The 16029-nt window shown below is 68.8% G+C and carries 13 protein-coding genes; 3 read left to right on the top strand and 10 right to left on the bottom strand.

Annotation, left to right across the window (positions count from 1 at the left end; translation table 11 throughout):
• Nucleotides 1-23 precede the first annotated feature (23 nt).
• Complete coding sequence (locus ABZ267_RS19540) at nt 24-1139, bottom strand: hypothetical protein (RefSeq protein WP_356755385.1); 1116 nt, start codon at nt 1137-1139, stop codon at nt 24-26.
• A 294-nt stretch (nt 1140-1433) separates the two neighbouring features.
• Here ABZ267_RS19540 and ABZ267_RS19535 point away from each other — a divergent pair, with 294 nt between their 5' ends.
• The 3 genes from ABZ267_RS19535 (at nt 1434) to ABZ267_RS19525 (ending at nt 3645) form a co-directional block, all read left to right on the top strand.
• Nucleotides 1434-2513, top strand: coding sequence for an LCP family protein (locus tag ABZ267_RS19535; RefSeq protein ID WP_356755383.1), 1080 nt, complete (start codon nt 1434-1436; stop codon nt 2511-2513).
• 39 nt (nt 2514-2552) lie between these two features.
• The gene (locus ABZ267_RS19530; RefSeq protein WP_356755381.1) at nt 2553-2951 is read left to right on the top strand and encodes an NTP pyrophosphohydrolase; all 399 of its coding nucleotides are present in this window, start codon (nt 2553-2555) and stop codon (nt 2949-2951) included.
• A 76-nt stretch (nt 2952-3027) separates the two neighbouring features.
• On the top strand, nt 3028-3645 hold the full coding sequence (locus ABZ267_RS19525) for a hypothetical protein (RefSeq protein WP_356755379.1): 618 nt from the start codon (nt 3028-3030) through the stop codon (nt 3643-3645).
• Nucleotides 3646-3680: 35 nt separating this feature from the next.
• On the opposite strand, the gene ABZ267_RS19520 is transcribed toward ABZ267_RS19525, so the two are convergent.
• The 9 genes from ABZ267_RS19520 to ngcE all read right to left on the bottom strand — a co-directional run bounded on the left by ABZ267_RS19520 (nt 3681) and on the right by ngcE (nt 15788).
• Nucleotides 3681-5147 carry an amino acid permease gene (locus ABZ267_RS19520; RefSeq protein ID WP_356755377.1) on the bottom strand — a complete coding sequence of 489 codons (1467 nt, stop codon included), beginning with the start codon at nt 5145-5147 and terminating at the stop codon, nt 3681-3683.
• A 181-nt stretch (nt 5148-5328) separates the two neighbouring features.
• Nucleotides 5329-7242, bottom strand: coding sequence for a 1-deoxy-D-xylulose-5-phosphate synthase (gene dxs / locus ABZ267_RS19515; protein WP_356755375.1), 1914 nt, complete (start codon nt 7240-7242; stop codon nt 5329-5331).
• A gap of 165 nt (nt 7243-7407) precedes the next feature.
• Nucleotides 7408-8721 carry a sugar ABC transporter permease gene (locus tag ABZ267_RS19510; protein WP_356755373.1) on the bottom strand — a complete coding sequence of 438 codons (1314 nt, stop codon included), beginning with the start codon at nt 8719-8721 and terminating at the stop codon, nt 7408-7410.
• Nucleotides 8718-9506, bottom strand: a complete 789-nt coding sequence (locus ABZ267_RS19505; RefSeq protein WP_031127054.1) for an ATP-binding cassette domain-containing protein — start codon at nt 9504-9506, stop codon at nt 8718-8720. Before ABZ267_RS19505 ends, ABZ267_RS19510 begins: the two co-directional genes overlap by 4 nt.
• Before the next feature lie 285 nt (nt 9507-9791).
• Nucleotides 9792-10904, bottom strand: coding sequence for a sugar ABC transporter substrate-binding protein (locus tag ABZ267_RS19500; RefSeq protein ID WP_356755371.1), 1113 nt, complete (start codon nt 10902-10904; stop codon nt 9792-9794).
• Nucleotides 10905-11024: 120 nt separating this feature from the next.
• Entirely contained in the window at nt 11025-12224 is a 1200-nt protein-coding gene (locus tag ABZ267_RS19495; RefSeq protein ID WP_356755369.1) for an ROK family transcriptional regulator, read from the bottom strand.
• Between the two features lie 216 nt (nt 12225-12440).
• On the bottom strand, nt 12441-13370 hold the full coding sequence (locus ABZ267_RS19490) for a carbohydrate ABC transporter permease (protein WP_356755367.1): 930 nt from the start codon (nt 13368-13370) through the stop codon (nt 12441-12443).
• The gene (locus ABZ267_RS19485) at nt 13370-14290 is read right to left on the bottom strand and encodes a sugar ABC transporter permease (RefSeq protein ID WP_356755365.1); all 921 of its coding nucleotides are present in this window, start codon (nt 14288-14290) and stop codon (nt 13370-13372) included. Before ABZ267_RS19485 ends, ABZ267_RS19490 begins: the two co-directional genes overlap by 1 nt.
• 49 nt (nt 14291-14339) lie before the next feature.
• Nucleotides 14340-15788: an N-acetylglucosamine/diacetylchitobiose ABC transporter substrate-binding protein gene (ngcE, locus tag ABZ267_RS19480; RefSeq protein ID WP_356755363.1), complete on the bottom strand. Its 1449-nt coding sequence runs from the start codon at nt 15786-15788 to the stop codon at nt 14340-14342.
• Between the last annotated feature and the right edge of the window lie 241 nt (nt 15789-16029).

Here is a 16029-nt window from a genome sequence, read left to right as displayed (position 1 = left end):
CTGTCAACACGGACCGTGTCGTTTCAAACGCGGACCGAGGGTCCCATGGCCAGTCCGGGCTCGTCGTTCTGGCGGGCGACCCTGAGGCTCCCGTCGGGAGCGAGCGTGGCGATGACCACCCTGCCATGGGCGTCCAGTGCCAGGCCCGGAGTGCCCGTGCCCCGTTCGCCGGTGGGCGACCACCACAGGCCGGCGCTCTCGTTCTCGGTCCCGCAGGCCGCGAGCATGACGTGGCCCTCGGAGTCGCAGTGGGCCAGGATCGTGCAGTCGTAGCCGTCCAGCATCGCACGTACCGCCGCGACCGGCCCCGAGGGAGAGCCGCCGAGCGGGATCACCCAGCCGCCCGGGCGGTGGGCGACGACGGAGCCGGACGCCGGATCGGTCCAGAAGTAGGTGGCGCGGTCCGGTGCGGTCTCCAGGGCCACCGCACTGCCGGGAACGATGGCCACCGGAATGTCCTCCGCGGGCTTCGGCACCTCACGCGGCTCCGACTGCACCCACCGGCCGGCCCCCTCCTCCCCCGGGATCAGGACCTCGATCCGGCCCGAGGCCGCGGCCACCACGGCGGGCGTGTCCTGGAACATGCTGCCCTTCAGATCCCGCCAGGCCTCCCACTTGCCGGTCCTGTCCTCGCGGCGGAGCATCAGCCCCCGACCGGCGTTGCGCACCAGGATGTACAGCGTGCCCGCGTCGTCGACCGCGCCGGCCGGCACTCCGAGCCGCGCCGCCTTCTCCTGGTCCTTGTGCGGATTGCCGAGCGAGCGCCAGGCGGCGAGCGGGCGTCCCGACTGGTACTGGATGGCGTGGACCAGGTCCACGGCCGCAGCGCCGTCCGGCTTCGGCCTGGAGCGGCGGCCGATGAAGTGCACATAGCCGTCGGCGCCCTGGGCGACGGAGAGGTGCGTCAGCCCGGCCACCGGAAAGAGCTCGGGTCCCGACCAGGTGGAACCGCCCGGCCGGTCCTCGGTCCAGCGCAGCACGCCTTCCCGGTTCCGCGCGTAGGCGGTGAGCCTGCCGCCCGACCCGAGCAGCAGCCACCGCCCGTCGACCGTGGCGTCGGCGGCATGTCCGCCCTGGCTTTCGGAGCTGCTCGGCAGGGAGGCGGTACTCCGTGCGGAGCGTGCGGATCTGACCGGCATGGTGTGAGGTCGCCTTCTGGTGATTCTCGGCCCGTCTCGGAAGGCCGTCCATCGGCCCGCCCTTCGGGAAGGGACGAGCCCATCATAGATTCAGCGTTTTGTCCTACAGGGTTCACCCGTCGGCCCCCGGCAGGTGGTGCTCGCCTGCCGTGCCGCGTCGCCCAACACTCGCACGGACGCTCGACACATTGTCTATAGTTCTACGCACCACGATTGTCGGACCGGCTCCTCCCCCCACCCGAGTCCACCCGCCACAGCCCCGCGGGGCCGCGAGACCTAGGGACTCGAAACAGGATGAGCAACGACGTCATACCTCCGGGCGCCCGCGCCTCCCGCCGTGCGGCGAAACCGCGCAACCGGCGCCGCGGCCTCAAGATCACCCTCGGGGTCCTGCTCGTCCTGCTGCTCGCGGCCGGTGGCACCGCTTACTGGCTCCTCAACCAGCTCGACGGCAACATCAAGGGCGTCGACATCAACAAGGCGCTCGGCGAGGACCGCCCGGAGAAGCTCCCGACCAGCGGGCAGAACCTGCTGGTCCTGGGCTCGGACTCGCGGGCCGGGGCGGAGAACGAGGAGCTGGGCGGCGGCGGGAGCATCGGCGGCGCCCGCTCCGACACCGCGCTGGTCGTGCACATTCCCGAGGGCCGCTCGAAGGCCGTCGCCGTCTCCATACCGCGTGACACCCTGGTGACCCGGCCCGAGTGCACCAAGGACGACGGAACGACGGTTCCGGCCAAGGAACGCGAGATGTTCAACGCCGTCTACGCGCAGGTCGGTCCGGCCTGTGTGGTGAAGACGGTGGAGAAGATGTCCGGCGTCCGCATCGACCACTACCTGGAGATCAACTTCGCCGGGTTCAAGGACCTGGTCGACGCCATCGGCGGCGTCACCGTCGACGTACCGCAGGACATCGACGACAAGGCGTCGGGGCTCCACCTCACCGCCGGTCCGCAGAAGCTGGACGGCGCCGAGTCCCTCGCGTACGTCCGGACCCGGCACGGCATCGGCGACGGCAGCGACCTCGGCCGCATCGGGCTCCAGCAGCAGTTCCTGATCGCGCTGCTGAGCGAGGTCAAGTCGCAGGATCTGCTGGGCAGTCCGGCCAGCTCGTACCGCATCGCCAACTCGGCCACCAAGTCGCTCACCACCGACTCGGGGCTCGCCTCGCTCACCTCGCTGGCGGAGTTCGCCCGTTCGATGAACGGCGTCGACCCGGCCTCGATGGAGACGGTCATGCTGCCGGTGGCGTACGACAAGACCGACCCGAACCGCGTGGTCGCCGCCGAGCCGCAGGCCGGTCAGCTGTGGAAGGCGATCCGCGAGGACACCGCGATCCCCGAGGAAGCGAAGAAGTCGCCCGCCACCGGCGGCTGACGCTCCATCACGCTCAGCATCCCGTGACACGCTGCCGGGATGAGCGACGACGCGGTGGTACTGGTGATCGTGGACGCGGCCAACGTGGTCGGCTCCGTGCCCGACGGCTGGTGGCGGGACCGGCGCGGCGCCGCGGAACGGCTGCGCGACTCGCTGGTCCCGTACGCGGCGGACGGACTGCCGGAGCTGCCCAACCCCGTCGAGATCGTGCTCGTGGTGGAAGGCGCCGCGCGAGGCATCGGGTCCGTCCCCGGGGTCGAGGTCGCCTCGGCCCCCGGCAGCGGTGACGACCTGATCGCCGAACTCGCGTCGGCCGCCGCCCCGGAGCGCGACTGCGTCGTCGTCACCGCCGACCGCGGACTGCGTCAGCGGGTCGAGGCGTACGGGGGCCGGTGCGTGGGGCCTCGTACGGTACGGCCGGCGCCGGGCACGGCCTAGGGCGTGTCCGGCGGTTCGCCACCGACCTTTCGCCGCACCGGTCCCAAGGAGCCCTCCATCGGCCACACTTGGCTTCATGAAGGATCCCAACGGGAGGACTGAACCGCCCGTCCGCCTGCCGGTGACCGCGTCGACCCTGTTCGCCCGGCTGACCTTCGACGGCCACACCCTGAGCATCACGCGCCGGCTCCGGCCGCTGCCCTGGCATCGCACCAGGCGCATCCCGCTGCGCGACGTGATGGCCGTCGAGGGATGGGTGCGCGAGAAGATCCCGGGCGTGGACGGGAAGACGATGAACTACTACCGGGTACGCCGCTACGTGCTCGGCGGGCAGCTAGCTCGGAACGTCCGGGTCCGGCGGGCCGCGCACGATGGCTTCCGCCGGTTCGAGGACGTGGTGAACGAGGCGGTGGTCGATCACGCGCGCTCCATCATCGACGCCCGGGGGCCCGGGGCGCCGACCGGGCCGGCGCACTGGGACGCCGCGTTCCAGGCCAGGATCGCCCACGGGCTGCGTACGCCCTATCCGTATGCCGACGACGAGGCCCGCTTCAAGAACCACATCCTGCTGCCCAACTGGGCATTGACGAAATCCGGGTCCTACGTACTCCACCAGCTACGTCTCCGGGACGGCGCGCTCCTGGAGTGGCACCGCTTCCTGCACGAGCCATCCGCGACCCCGCCCCCGCGGTGATCGCTCCACCGGGAGGGACGGGAAGGTCACGGCTTCTAGCGGCCCCTCTTGCCGAGCAGGCTGTGGCGGCGTCCGTACACGAAGTAGATGACCACACCGAGCGCCATCCAGGCCCCGAACCGGACCCAGGTCTCCACCGGCAGGTTGAGCATCAGCCAGACCGAGGCGGCCACCGAGACGATCGGGAGCAGCGGCACCCACGGGGTGCGGAACGCGCGAGGCAGGTCGGGCTGGGTGCGGCGCAGGACCAGGACGCCGAGGGCGACGACGACGAACGCGAAGAGCGTGCCGATGTTCACCAGGGTGGCCAGCTCCTCGATGCTCGTGAACCCGGCGATGATCGCGATCAGCACCCCGAGCAGGATCGTCGGGCGGTAGGGCGTGCGGAAGCGCGGGTGCGTCTTGGAGAAGAAGCGCGGGAGCAGGCCGTCGCGGCTCATCGCGAAGAAGACCCGGGTCTGGCCGAGGAGCAGGATCATGCAGACCGTGGTGAGGCCGACCGCCGCGCCGAAGCTGATCAGACCGGCGTAGAACGGATGGCCGGTGGCCTTGAAGGCGTCGGCGAGCGGGGCGCTGACGGAGAGTTCGCTGTAGTGCTGCATACCGGTGACCACGAGCGAGACCGCCACGTAGAGCACCGTGCAGATGATGAGCGAGCCGAGGATGCCGCGCGGCATGTCGCGCTGGGGCAGCTTGGTCTCCTCGGCGGCGGTGGCCACCACGTCGAAGCCGATGAAGGCGAAGAAGACGATGGAGGCGGCGGTGAAGATGCCCATGATGCCGAAGTTCGTGGGTTCGTAGCCGAACATCAGCTGCACGAGCGGCGCGTCCCAGCCCGAGCCTGCGGGCTGCTTCTCGGCCGGCGGGATGAAGGGCTTGTAGTTCTCGGCCTTGATGAAGAACAGCCCCGCGATGATCACCATGAGGACCACCGCGACCTTGATCGCCACCACGACCGAGGTGACCCGGGCGGACAGCTTCATGCCGACGACCAGGATGACGGTCAGCACCAGCACCAGGGCGAAGGCCAGGATGTCGAAGCCGAATCCTTCCGCCACGTCCGGTCCCGAGAGCACTTCGGGCATCGTCCAGTTGACGTTGTCCATCAGCGAGCGGACGTAGCCGGACCAGCCGACCGCGACCACCGCGGTGCCCAGCGCGAACTCCAGCACCAGGTCCCAGCCGATGATCCAGGCCACCAGTTCGCCCAGCGCGGCGTACGCGAAGGTGTACGCGGAGCCGGCCACCGGGACGGTGGAGGCGAACTCGGCGTAGCAGAGCGCGGCCAGCGCGCACACGACGCCCGCCACGGCGAACGCGACGGCGGTGGCCGGGCCCGCCGTCTCCTTGGCGACCTGGCCGGTGAGGACGAAGATGCCGGTGCCGATGATGACACCGACGCCGAAGACGGTCAGGTCCAGGGCGGAGAGGGACTTCTTGAGCGCGTGCTCGGGCTCCTCGGTGTCACGGATCGACTGCTCGATGGATTTGGTGCGGAACATGCCGTTTCCGCGGGGTGGTGTGACCTGCGCGCTCACCTGCGTACCTCCACGCACTCGTTGTGAACGCCATGATGGGGACCGCAATACGCAGGAACACGCCATCTGGCCCGTTTCATGCGAATGGGCCGGGAGAACCACCCGGACAGGGGTCGTCTTCCCGGCCCATCGGCCCGAAAGGAGGTCAGTCGCGCGCGGGCTCCACCGCTCGGCTCTCGAACCGGCCGTCCAGCTTGGCGACCAGGCCGGTGACCTGGCGGGCGATGTCCGGCGCGGTCAGTCCGATCTCGGCCATGACCTCGCCGCGCGAGGCGTGGTCGAGGAAGACCGGCGGAATGCCGAAGTCGCGCAGCGGTACGTCGACGCCGGCGTCGCGCAGCGCCTGGGCGACGGCGGAGCCGACGCCTCCGGCGCGGCTGTTGTCCTCGACGGTGACGACGACACGGTGGCGCTCGGCGAGCGGAGCGAGGGCCTCGTCGACCGGTTTGACCCAGCGCGGGTCGACGACGGTGGAGGAGATGCCCTGCGCGTCCAGCAGGTCGGCGATCTCCAGGCACATCGGGGCGAGCGCGCCGACGGAGACGACCAGGACGTCGGGGCGGGCGGCCTTCGGCTCGCGCAGGATGTCCATGCCGCCGGCCCGGCCGACGGCCTTGACCGCCGGACCGACCGCGCCCTTGGAGAAGCGGACCACGGTCGGCGCGTCGTCGACGGCGACGGCTTCGCGGAGCTGGGCGCGCACCTGGTCGGCGTCGCGCGGCGCGGCGATGCGGAGCGTGGGCACGCACTGGAGGATCGACATGTCCCACATGCCGTTGTGCGAGGCGCCGTCCGTACCGGTGACGCCGGCCCGGTCCAGGACGAAGGTGACGCCGCACTTGTGCAGGGCCACGTCCATCAGGACCTGGTCGAAGGCGCGGTTGAGGAAGGTGGCGTAGACGGCGAAGACCGGATGGAGGCCGCCGGTGGCGAGGCCCGCCGCGGAGACCGCGCCGTGCTGCTCGGCGATGCCGACGTCGTAGATCCGGTCCGGGAAGGCCTCCTCGAACTTGCCGAGGCCGACCGGCTGGAGCATGGCCGCGGTGATCGCGACGATGTCCTCGCGCTCGTGGCCGAGCTTGACCATCTCCTCGCCGAAGACCGAGGTCCAGTCGAGGCCGGAGGTGGAGATCGGCAGGCCGGTGTCCGGGTGGATCTTGCCGACGGCGTGGAAGCGGTCGGCCTCGTCCTCCAGGGCCGGGGTGTAGCCGCGGCCCTTCTCGGTGAGGCAGTGCACGATGACCGGGCCGCCGAAGCGCTTGGCGCGCTGGAGCGCGGACCCCAGGGCCTCGATGTCGTGGCCGTCGATCGGACCGACGTACTTCAGACCGAGGTCCTCGAACATGCCCTGCGGAGCGATGAAGTCCTTGAGGCCCTTCTTGGCGCCGTGCAGGGTCTCGTACAGCGGACGTCCGACGACGGGCGTGCGCTCCAGGATGTCCTTGCCACGGGCCAGGAACCGCTCGTAACCGTCGGTGGTACGGAGCGTGGCGAGGTGGTTGGCCAGGCCGCCGATGGTCGGAGCGTACGAGCGCTCGTTGTCGTTGACGACGATGACGAGCGGGCGGTCCTTGGCGGCGGCGATGTTGTTCAGCGCCTCCCAGGCCATACCGCCGGTGAGCGCGCCGTCGCCGATGACCGCGACGACGTGGTCGTCCTTCTTCAGGACCTCGTTCGCCTTGGCCAGGCCGTCGGCCCAGCCGAGGACCGTGGAGGCGTGGCTGTTCTCGATGATGTCGTGGTCGGACTCGGCCTGCGACGGATAGCCGGAGAGGCCGCCCTTCATCTTGAGGCGGGAGAAGTCCTGGCGGCCGGTGAGCAGCTTGTGGACGTAGGCCTGGTGGCCGGTGTCCCACAGCACCTTGTCGCGGGGCGACTCGAAGACCCGGTGCAGGGCGATCGTGAGCTCCACCACGCCCAGGTTGGGGCCGAGGTGTCCGCCGGTCTTGGACACCGCGTCGACGAGGAAGGTGCGGATCTCCTCCGCGAGCTGGTCGAGCTCGTCGAGGCTGAGCCGGTCCAGGTCGCGCGGTCCCTTGATGCGGGTCAGCAGATCCACCCGTGCCTCCTTGCGTTTGAGCTGATCGAGCGTGCCGATCCGATGAGTCTAATGTTCCGCTACCGGACGTGGGCAGCGGGCGCCCCTGTTCGTAGCCGTACCCGGACACACGCAGGTGCCCGGCCACCCCCTTCGGGGCACCGGGCACCTGCGCGGATCCGCGGGTCAGGCGCGCCCTGCGGTCTTCTGCGTCTTACGGGTGACGGAGTCGATGACGACCGTGGCGAGCAGCACGGCGCCGGTGACCATGTACTGAATCGGCGTGGCGATGCCCTCCAGCGACAGTCCGTACTGGATGGAGACGATGACCATGACACCGAGCAGCGCGTTCCAGGTGCGGCCGCGGCCGCCGAAGAGGCTGGTGCCGCCGATGACGGCCGCCGCGATGACGTTCATCAGCAGGTCGCCGGTGCCGGAGCCCTGGTTGGCCGCCGCGATCTTGGAGGCCCAGAAGAGGCCGCCGATCGCCGCGAAGGTCCCCGCGATGGAGAAGACGGAGATCCGGATCGCGGTGACGTTGATACCGGCACGGCGGGAGGCCTCGACGCTGCCGCCGAGCGCGAAGATCTTCCGCCCGTAGGCGGTGCGGCGCAGCAGGAAGTCCGTACCGACCAGGACGATCAGGAAGAGGACCAAGGCCAGCGGCAGGCCGCGGTACTGGTTGAACATGTACGCCGCGGCGAACGCGAACACCGCGAGGACGCCGGTGCGCACCGCGATGTCGGCGATCGGCCGGGCCGGGATGCCCGCGGCCTCGCGGCGGCGGGTGTCCAGGAAGGCGGCGGCGAAGTACCCGATGACCGCCATCGCGGCGAGCCCGTAGGCGGCGGCGACGTCGGAGAAGTAGTACGTGGTCAGCTTGCCGACCACTCCGTCGCCGTCCAGGTTGATGGTGCCGGAGTCGCCGAGCAGCTGGAGCATGAAGCCGAGCCAGAACAGCAGGCCGGCCAGGGTGACGGCGAAGGCCGGTGCGCCGATCCGGGCGAAGAAGAAGCCGTGGATCGCGCCCATCAACGCGCCGCTGACGATGGCGACGAGGATCGCGAGCCACTCGTTCATGCCCTGGGTGACGCTGAGCACCGCGACCAGGGCGCCGGAGACGCCGGAGACGGAGCCGACCGAGAGGTCGATCTCACCGAGCAGCAGGACGAAGATGATGCCGACGGCCATCATGCCGGTGGCGACCATCGTGGTGGCGATGTCGCTGATGTTCTTCGCGGAGAGGAACTCGGAGTTCATGCTCTGGAAGACGATGGCGATGATCGCCAGGCCGACGACGACCGGGATCGAGCCGAGGTCGCCGCCGCTGATCTTGCGCTTGAACTCGGTGAGGTAGCCGGCGAAGCCCTGCTCACGGATGAGGAGGCGGGGGTCGATGACCGTGGCGGCGCCCTCGGCCGCGTCCGGGTTGCCTACCTGCGGAGCACCGGCCGGAGCGTCGGCCTTGTCCAGCGAGGTGGCGGACTTGTCGGTGGTCACTTGGAAACCTCCGCGTTGCGCGCCGCACGTCGGGTCACGGCGTTGTCCGTGGCGCCCGTGATGGCGGAGATGATCTCTTCCTGCGAGGTGGTCTTCACATCGAAGACCCCGTTGTTCCGGCCGAGCCGGAGCACGGCGACCTTGTCCGCCACGGCCTTCACATCGGCCATGTTGTGGCTGATGAGGATGACCGCGTGGCCGCGCTCGCGCAGCCGCTCGACGAGGTCGAGGACCTGGGCGGTCTGCTCGACGCCGAGGGCGGCGGTCGGCTCGTCGAGGATGACGAGCTTGGGCTCGCCGAGCATGGACCGGGCGATGGCCACCGTCTGGCGCTGGCCGCCGGAGAGCGAGGCGATCGGGATGCGGACGCTCGGGATCCGGATGGAGAGCGTGGAGAGCAGCTCACGCGAGCGGCGCTCCATCTCGACCTCGTCCAGGATGCCGAACTTGCGCAGCTCCCGGCCCAGGTAGAGGTTGCCGACGACATCGATGTTGTCGCAGAGCGCGAGGTCCTGATAGACGGTCGCGACGCCGAGGTTCTGGGCGTCGTGCGGCTTGTCGATCTGGACGGCCTTGCCCTCCCACTCGATGACTCCCTCATCGATGGGGTGCACTCCGGCGATCGTCTTGACCAGCGTTGATTTACCGGCGCCGTTGTCGCCCACCAGGGCGACCACCTCACCGGCGTGGACCTCAAGCTCTACATCGGTGAGTACCTGGACGGCACCGAATCGCTTGGAGACCCCTCGCAACGCCAACACGGGCGTAGCGGTCACGTGAACCATCTCCTTCGCCGCCTGACCGGCGGGGGATGCCGCGCCCGGGGGAAGGCGCGGCGGTCGAGCAGAAGAAAAGAAAAAGGGCGGAAGCGTTCCGTCCGGCGCCCCGCCCGGTAGCGGGACGGTTGGTGGGCGGGACACCGGACAGGCTTCGTGGCGCGCGCGGGCCGGCTGTGCGGCGGGCGCGTGCGCGGCAGAGGTGCCGTGGTGCCTTCGCGAGGACGCGTCGGGCGGTACGGCGGGGCCTGGCGGGACCGGCCGCGCGGGCGGCCGGCCCGAGGGCCCTGGGGCCTACTTCAGGCCGATCTTGTCGCAGGAGGCCTTGTACTTGCCCGAGCAGATCTCGTCCAGCGTCCAGATGCCGTCCTTGATGACGGTGTCCTTGATGTTGTCCTTGGTCAGCGAGATGACCGGGACGAGGACCGTCGGGATGCCCTTCGTGGTGGCGCTGTCGACCTTCGAGGTGGCGATGGAGTCGAGCTTCTCGCCCTTGGCGAGGGCGACGGCCATCTCCGCGGCGACGATGCCCTCGGCCGGGTAGGACTTGTAGACGCTCATGAACTGCTCACCGGTGACGATGCGCTGCACGCCCGCCAGCTCGGCGTCCTGGCCGGTGACCGGGGGGAGCGGGGAGAGGCCGGCGGCCTTGAGGGCGGTGATGATGCCGCCCGCCATGCCGTCGTTGGCGGAGTAGACGCCGTCGATCTTGTCCTTGCCGAGCGCGGTGATCGCCGCTTCCATGTTGGCGTTGGCGTTCTCCGGCTTCCACTCCTTGGTGTCGTACTCCTTGCCGTACTTCACCTTGCCGTCGAGGACGGACTTGGCGCCCTTCTTGAAGAGCGCGGCGTTCGGGTCGGTGATCGCGCCGTTCATCATCACGATCGTGCCGCCGTCGGCCTTGGCGCCCAGGGCCTCCAGCAGGGCCTTGCCCTGGGCCCGGCCGACCTCTTCGTTGTCGAAGGAGGTGTAGGCGTCGATGGGGCCCTCGGCGAGGCGGTCGAAGGCGACGACGGGGATGCCCGCGTCCTTGGCCTTCTTGACGCTGTTGGCGATCGCCTTGGAGTCGACCGAGCCCACGATGAGGGCGTCGACCTTGTTGGTGATCATGGTGTCGACCTGCTGCGACTGCGTGTTCGCATCCTGCTTGGCGTTGGCGTAGATGACCTTCGCCTTGCCGTCGGTGAGCTCGCCGATCTTCTTCTCGATGATCGGACGGTCGAACTTCTCGTAACGGGCCGTCTGGTTCTCGGGAAGGAGCAGACCTATCTTCAGGTCGTCGCCCTTCTTCTCCGAGCCCTGCTCGGCCTTGTCGCCGGACTCCTTGGCACTCCCGCAAGCGGCCAGCGAGATCGCCATCGTGGTGGCGGCAACGGCAACGGCGGCACGACGCATACGCGTGTTCATTCTCGAACCTCCCTGACGAGGCCGCGACGTTGCGGCCGAGGTGGCTGGAAGTCAACTCGGCCGCGGCGCCAGCGTCAAGGAGTAAATCCTTAACGAGATGACAACGGTGCCATTCGTTATCTAAGTGAAGGCAGGAGTCGCTGCGGGGAGGGTGCTCTCCAAAAGGGTTGAATCCCCCATCTCGCTCAGCACGAGGGCCAGAGCGCCCAGCACCTCGGCACGACCGCCCAAGGCCCCCGGGAGCACCGAGAGCTGCCGGGCCGCGCTGGGGATCGCGTAACGCGACACGGAGTCCCGTATCGGCCCCAGGACCAGCTCGCCGGCCTCCGCCAGCGAGCCGCCGAGCACGACCCGGCTGGGGTTGAGCAGGTTGCACAGGTTGGCGACACCGCTGCCTATGTGGCGGCCGACGTCACCGATCACCCGGCGGCATCCCGGATCGCCCTCACGGGCCAGCTGGACCACCCGTTCCATGGTGAGCCCGGGGCCGTGGCTGGGCTGGAGCAGCGGCAGCACGTACCGCGCGGCGGTGAAGGTCTCCAGGCAGCCGCGGTTGCCGCAGCGGCAGACCGGGCCCGACTCGTCGAGCGTGATGTGCCCGATCTCGCCGGCCGTGCCGCCGGGGCCGCGGTAGATGGTCCCGTCGATCACCAGACCGGCGCCGACGCCGCTGGCGACCTTGATGTACGCGAGATCCTTGACGCCCCGCCCGCTCCCCCAGACCAGCTCGCCGAGGGCTCCGAGGTTGGCGTCGTTGTCGACGTACACCGGGACGCCGAGGCGGCCGGAGAGCTCCTCGCTCGGGTTGATGCCGGTCCAGCCCGGCAGGATCGAGGTGGAGCCCAGCGTTCCGGACTCCACGTCGATGGGTCCCGGCACGCCGAGGCCGACGCCGATGATCTTGTCCGGGCCGATCCCGGTCGCCGCGATCAGCCGGTTGACCAGCACTTCGGCCCGGTCGAACCCCTCGGCGGAGGAGGCGTCGACGTCCAGCGGCTCGGCCTCCTCGGCCAGCACCTGGTGGGCCAGGTTGCCGACGGCGACCCGCAGGTGGGTGTGGCCGAAGTCGACGCCGATGACGATGCCCGCGTCGCCGCTGAGCGAGACGCTGCGGGCCCGGCGGCCGCCCGCCGAGGTGGGCGTCACCTCGACCGTTCCGCCGTCCTTCAGCTCGCGGACGATATTGGAGACCGTGGCGGCGGAGAGCCCGGTGCTCCGGGCGATCTCCGCCTGGGTGAGCGACCCCGCCATCCGTACGGCGCGTACGACCCGCTCCAGATTGGCCCTGTGCAGCGATGTCTGCGACCCGGGAGTCTCCATCGACTCATCCACTCCTGCCCTTGGCGGGCGGTCCGAAGAGGACCGCCCCGGCCGGGGCAGCAGCGATGACACCCCGGCTTCCTCCAACATGTGAACTCTAAGCTGACCGTTCGGGGGTGCCTTCCGTCAAGACCTGAGCACCCGCGCACCGCACAACGGCCCGGTGCCCCGGCGGAGTCTCTCCGCCGGGGCACCGGGCCGTTGTGGATATGTGACCTACTTGAGCGCGCCCGCCGTCAGACCGGAGACGACCTGGCGCTGGAAGATGATGTACGCCGCCAGCACCGGCAGCATCGCGATCACCAGGCCGGCGAAGAGGCCGGAGTAGTCGCCCTTGTATCCCTGGCTGGAGGCCAGCTCCACCAGGCCCTGGGCCAACACCCGCTTCTCCGGGTCGGTGTTGAGCACCGTCGGCAGCATGTACTGGTTCCACTGCCCCAGGAAGTTGAAGATGCCGACGCTGATCAGGCCGGGCTTGGCCATCGGCAGCATCACCTGGAAGAACGTCCGGGTGTGCGAGGCGCCGTCGATGATCGACGCCTCCGCCACCGAGGTCGGCAGCGTACGGAAGAACGAGGTCAGGAAGAACACGGTGAACGGCAGCGAGTACGCGATGTACACGAGGATCAGCCCGTGGATCGTGTTCAGCAGCCCCATGTTGTCCATGACGTAGAACAGCGGGACCAGCGCCAGCATGATCGGGAAGCTCATGCCGCCGACGAACAAGAAGTAAACGAAGCGGTTGCCCGGGAACTCGAAGCGCGCGAGCACATAGGCGGCCATCGAGCCGAGGACCAGGGTGCCGATGAGCGAACCGCCCACCACCAGGATGGTGTTGAGGAAGTACTCGCTCATATGGGCCTGACTCCAGGCCCGGCCCCAGGCGTCGAAGTTCAGCGAGCTCGGCAGCGACCAGGGCGTGTTGAAGATGTCCGAGTCGGTCTTGAACGAGGACATCACCGCCCAGAACAGCGGCAGCACCACCATGATCGCCCACAGGACGAGCATCCCGTGCGAGAAGACGTTGAGGACCTGGCCCTCGCTCTTCTTCGCCGGGGCGGAGGAGCCTGTGGGGGCCGTGCCGGTGCGCTGGGCGGGCACCTTGGAGACGCCGGGGCCGGACGCGGGGGTGTCAGTGGTCTTCATCAGAACTCCAGCCGCTCGCGCCGGCCCACTCGCATGACGATGGCGGCGAACGCCAGGGTCACGATGAGCAGGGCGACACCGATCGTGGTCGCGTAGCCCGCCTGTCCGTCACGGAACGCCGACTGGTAGACGTACAGCGGAAGGACGGTGGTCGAGTAGTCGGGCCCGCCGGGGCCGACGCTCATGATGTGGACGATGGCGAAGCCCTCGGCGCCGAGCGCCAGGATGCCCATGTAGACCCAGCCGGACTGGACCGTGTCCCAGAGCAGGGGCAGCGTGATCCGGAAGAAGGTCGTGAAGCGGCTCGCGCCGTCCAGCAGGGCCGCCTCGTAGAAGTCCTTCGGGATGGAGGCCATGCCCGCGGAGAACAGCACCACGAAGAAGCCGGTGGTGCACCAGACGAGGACCGCCATGATGACCCACAGCGCCAGGTTCGGATCGCCGAGCCAGTCCGGTACGTCGTCGAAGCCCACGGCCTTGAGCGTGCCGTTGATCATGCCCTGGGCCGGGTCGAAGGCGAACTGGAACAGGATGGCCACGATGGCGATCGAGAGCACCTGCGGGAAGAAGTAGGCGATCTTGTAGAACCCCGAGCCCCGGACGCCCGCGATGGCGGCGCCCTTGCGGCGCCGGCCGCCCACGTTGAGCATGAAGGCGAAGAAGAGCGCGAGGCCCAGCGTCACCAGCGGCAGCAGAACCGCCAGCAGCACACTGTGCTGGAGCGATTTCCAGAAGATGTCGTCGTCGAGCATCTTGGTGTAGTTGTCGAACCCGACCATCTTGAAGTCGGGACTCAGACCCGTCCAGTCCGTGAACGAGTAGTAGATGGACTGGATGAAGGGCCAGATGACGAAGATGACGTACAACGCCATCGGGACCACCAAGAACCCGACTATGAACCGGTATTTACCGTGTTGCATCGTTACCGACTCCGACCTTCCCCGAGCTGCCGCCGCTGGTGACGCGTGATCACTGGTGCCTGAAGTGCTTGATGGACTGGTCCTTGGCGGTCGCGTCGGCGAAGGCCTGGATCTTCTTGATGGTCTCGGCCGGGGTGGCACGGCCGGCCATCATCTCGCCGAGCGCGGCGACGCCGATCTGCTCCTTCTGGAGCTTCACGTACCAGTCCTGCAGCCGCGGGTTGACCACATTGGTGCCCGCCTTCTCCAGGGCCGCGACACCGGACTTCAGGCCGTCGGAGAGCTCGATGCCGTCGGTGCCGCCGTTGAAGGCGGAGAGCGACTTGGTGTTGGCGGTGAAGGACTTGGAGGAGGCCTCGCTGAGCATGATGCGCAGCTGCTCCATGCCGCCCGCCGGGTTCTTCGCCTTGGACGGGACGATGAACGGCTCGCCACCGGAGGCCCAGATGGTGCCGAACGGCAGCTTGTCCGAGGAGTCGAGGGAAGAGGGCGCGCCCACGGACAGCTTGAAGTCCTTGGGGATGATCGCCGCTTCCTCGTTCTCGACCCAGGAGCCGTTCGGGATGAACAGCGCCTTGCCGCGGGCCCAGGCGCCCTGCGAACCGCGGTGGTCCAGGCCCGGGGTGCCCTTGAGGATGTAGCCCTTGGCGAAGAGCTCGTAGTACGCCTCGAAGGCCGCCTTGACCGCCGGGTGCTCCCAGGCCTTCGGCTCCAGGTTGTCGATGGCGTCGAGGACCTCGACGCCGCCGATCTTCCCGATGAACGGGTAGAGCGAGAACGGGATGTAGTAAGGGTGCTTGCCGGGGTAGGTCCAGCCGGCGATGCCCTGCTTCTTCGCCTTCGCGCAGAGCGCGAGCATGTCGTCCCAGGTCTCCGGGTACGTGGCGTCGAGCTTGTCCAGCGCGGTCTGGGAGTACCAGACGCCGTAGACCGTGTACGCGTAGTACATGATCCAGACCGGGTCGCCGTCGAACTGGCCCATCTCGACGATGCCGGGCCGCAGCGTGTCGCGCACCGTCTTGGCGGGGTCGTCGATGGAGGGCGCGTCGAGCAGCGGGGTCAGGTCGGTGAGCTGCTTCTTGCCGACCAGGACGCCCATGTCCATCTGCTGGGCACCGGAGTTGTCGATCAGGTCCGGCGGGGTGCCACCGTTGAAGCGGGGCTGGAGGACCGACTGGATCTTCTGCGTCGCCGAGAACTTGATCTGCGCCTCGGGGTAGGTCTTCTTGTAGACGTCCCGGGCGTCCTCGGCGTACTTGGTGCCGAACCCGCCGTCGAAGATGACGATCTCCAGCGGCGCGCCGCCGTTGACGGCCAGCGGGTTCTTCTCGCTCTTCTCGCCCTTTTCGACCTTGTTGTCCTCGCTGTCGCCGCCACCGCTCGCGCAGGCGGACAGGAAGCTCATCGTCGGGACGGCGATCAGGCCGAGTGCGGCAGAACGCTTGATCAGGTCGCGACGGCCAAGGCCCTCGTTGTTGTGAGCGGAGGTGGATCCCATGCTCAAGTCCTCGCCTTCTCCAGGACTCAGGCGGTGTACCGGTCACCCGTCGAAAATTCGCCTCAGGCGAAGGGCCCCGCCACCGCGGTCAGTTGCGCTTGGGTGGTGCAGATATGCAGATGTACCGGAGATCAAGAACCGGCGGAGTGGAGGTGGTCGGGGAACCGTACCGTCAGTGCGTCCATGACGCGCTCGCGGGCCGCCCCTTCTTCCCTCTCGCGCCTCCGTCGAAACGGCTGCG

The organism is Streptomyces sp. NPDC006174, assembly GCF_040614075.1.
Classification (GTDB): domain Bacteria; phylum Actinomycetota; class Actinomycetes; order Streptomycetales; family Streptomycetaceae; genus Streptomyces.
Note: the sequence above shows the minus strand (reverse complement) of the source record. Positions and strands in the feature narration are given on the sequence as shown.

What these genes read in the sequence shown, in the direction of transcription:
- ngcE (WP_356755363.1), bottom strand. Translation starts at nt 15,788, where the DNA reads ATGGGATCCACCTCCGCTCACAACAACGAGGGCCTTGGCCGTCGCGAC.
- ABZ267_RS19520 (WP_356755377.1), bottom strand. Translation starts at nt 5,147, where the DNA reads ATGTTCCGCACCAAATCCATCGAGCAGTCGATCCGTGACACCGAGGAG.
- ABZ267_RS19525 (WP_356755379.1), top strand. Translation starts at nt 3,028, where the DNA reads ATGAAGGATCCCAACGGGAGGACTGAACCGCCCGTCCGCCTGCCGGTG.
- ABZ267_RS19540 (WP_356755385.1), bottom strand. Translation starts at nt 1,139, where the DNA reads ATGCCGGTCAGATCCGCACGCTCCGCACGGAGTACCGCCTCCCTGCCG.
- ABZ267_RS19530 (WP_356755381.1), top strand. Translation starts at nt 2,553, where the DNA reads ATGAGCGACGACGCGGTGGTACTGGTGATCGTGGACGCGGCCAACGTG.
- ABZ267_RS19485 (WP_356755365.1), bottom strand. Translation starts at nt 14,290, where the DNA reads ATGCAACACGGTAAATACCGGTTCATAGTCGGGTTCTTGGTGGTCCCG.
- ABZ267_RS19500 (WP_356755371.1), bottom strand. Translation starts at nt 10,904, where the DNA reads ATGAACACGCGTATGCGTCGTGCCGCCGTTGCCGTTGCCGCCACCACG.
- ABZ267_RS19490 (WP_356755367.1), bottom strand. Translation starts at nt 13,370, where the DNA reads ATGAAGACCACTGACACCCCCGCGTCCGGCCCCGGCGTCTCCAAGGTG.
- ABZ267_RS19535 (WP_356755383.1), top strand. Translation starts at nt 1,434, where the DNA reads ATGAGCAACGACGTCATACCTCCGGGCGCCCGCGCCTCCCGCCGTGCG.
- ABZ267_RS19495 (WP_356755369.1), bottom strand. Translation starts at nt 12,224, where the DNA reads ATGGAGACTCCCGGGTCGCAGACATCGCTGCACAGGGCCAATCTGGAG.
- ABZ267_RS19505 (WP_031127054.1), bottom strand. Translation starts at nt 9,506, where the DNA reads ATGGTTCACGTGACCGCTACGCCCGTGTTGGCGTTGCGAGGGGTCTCC.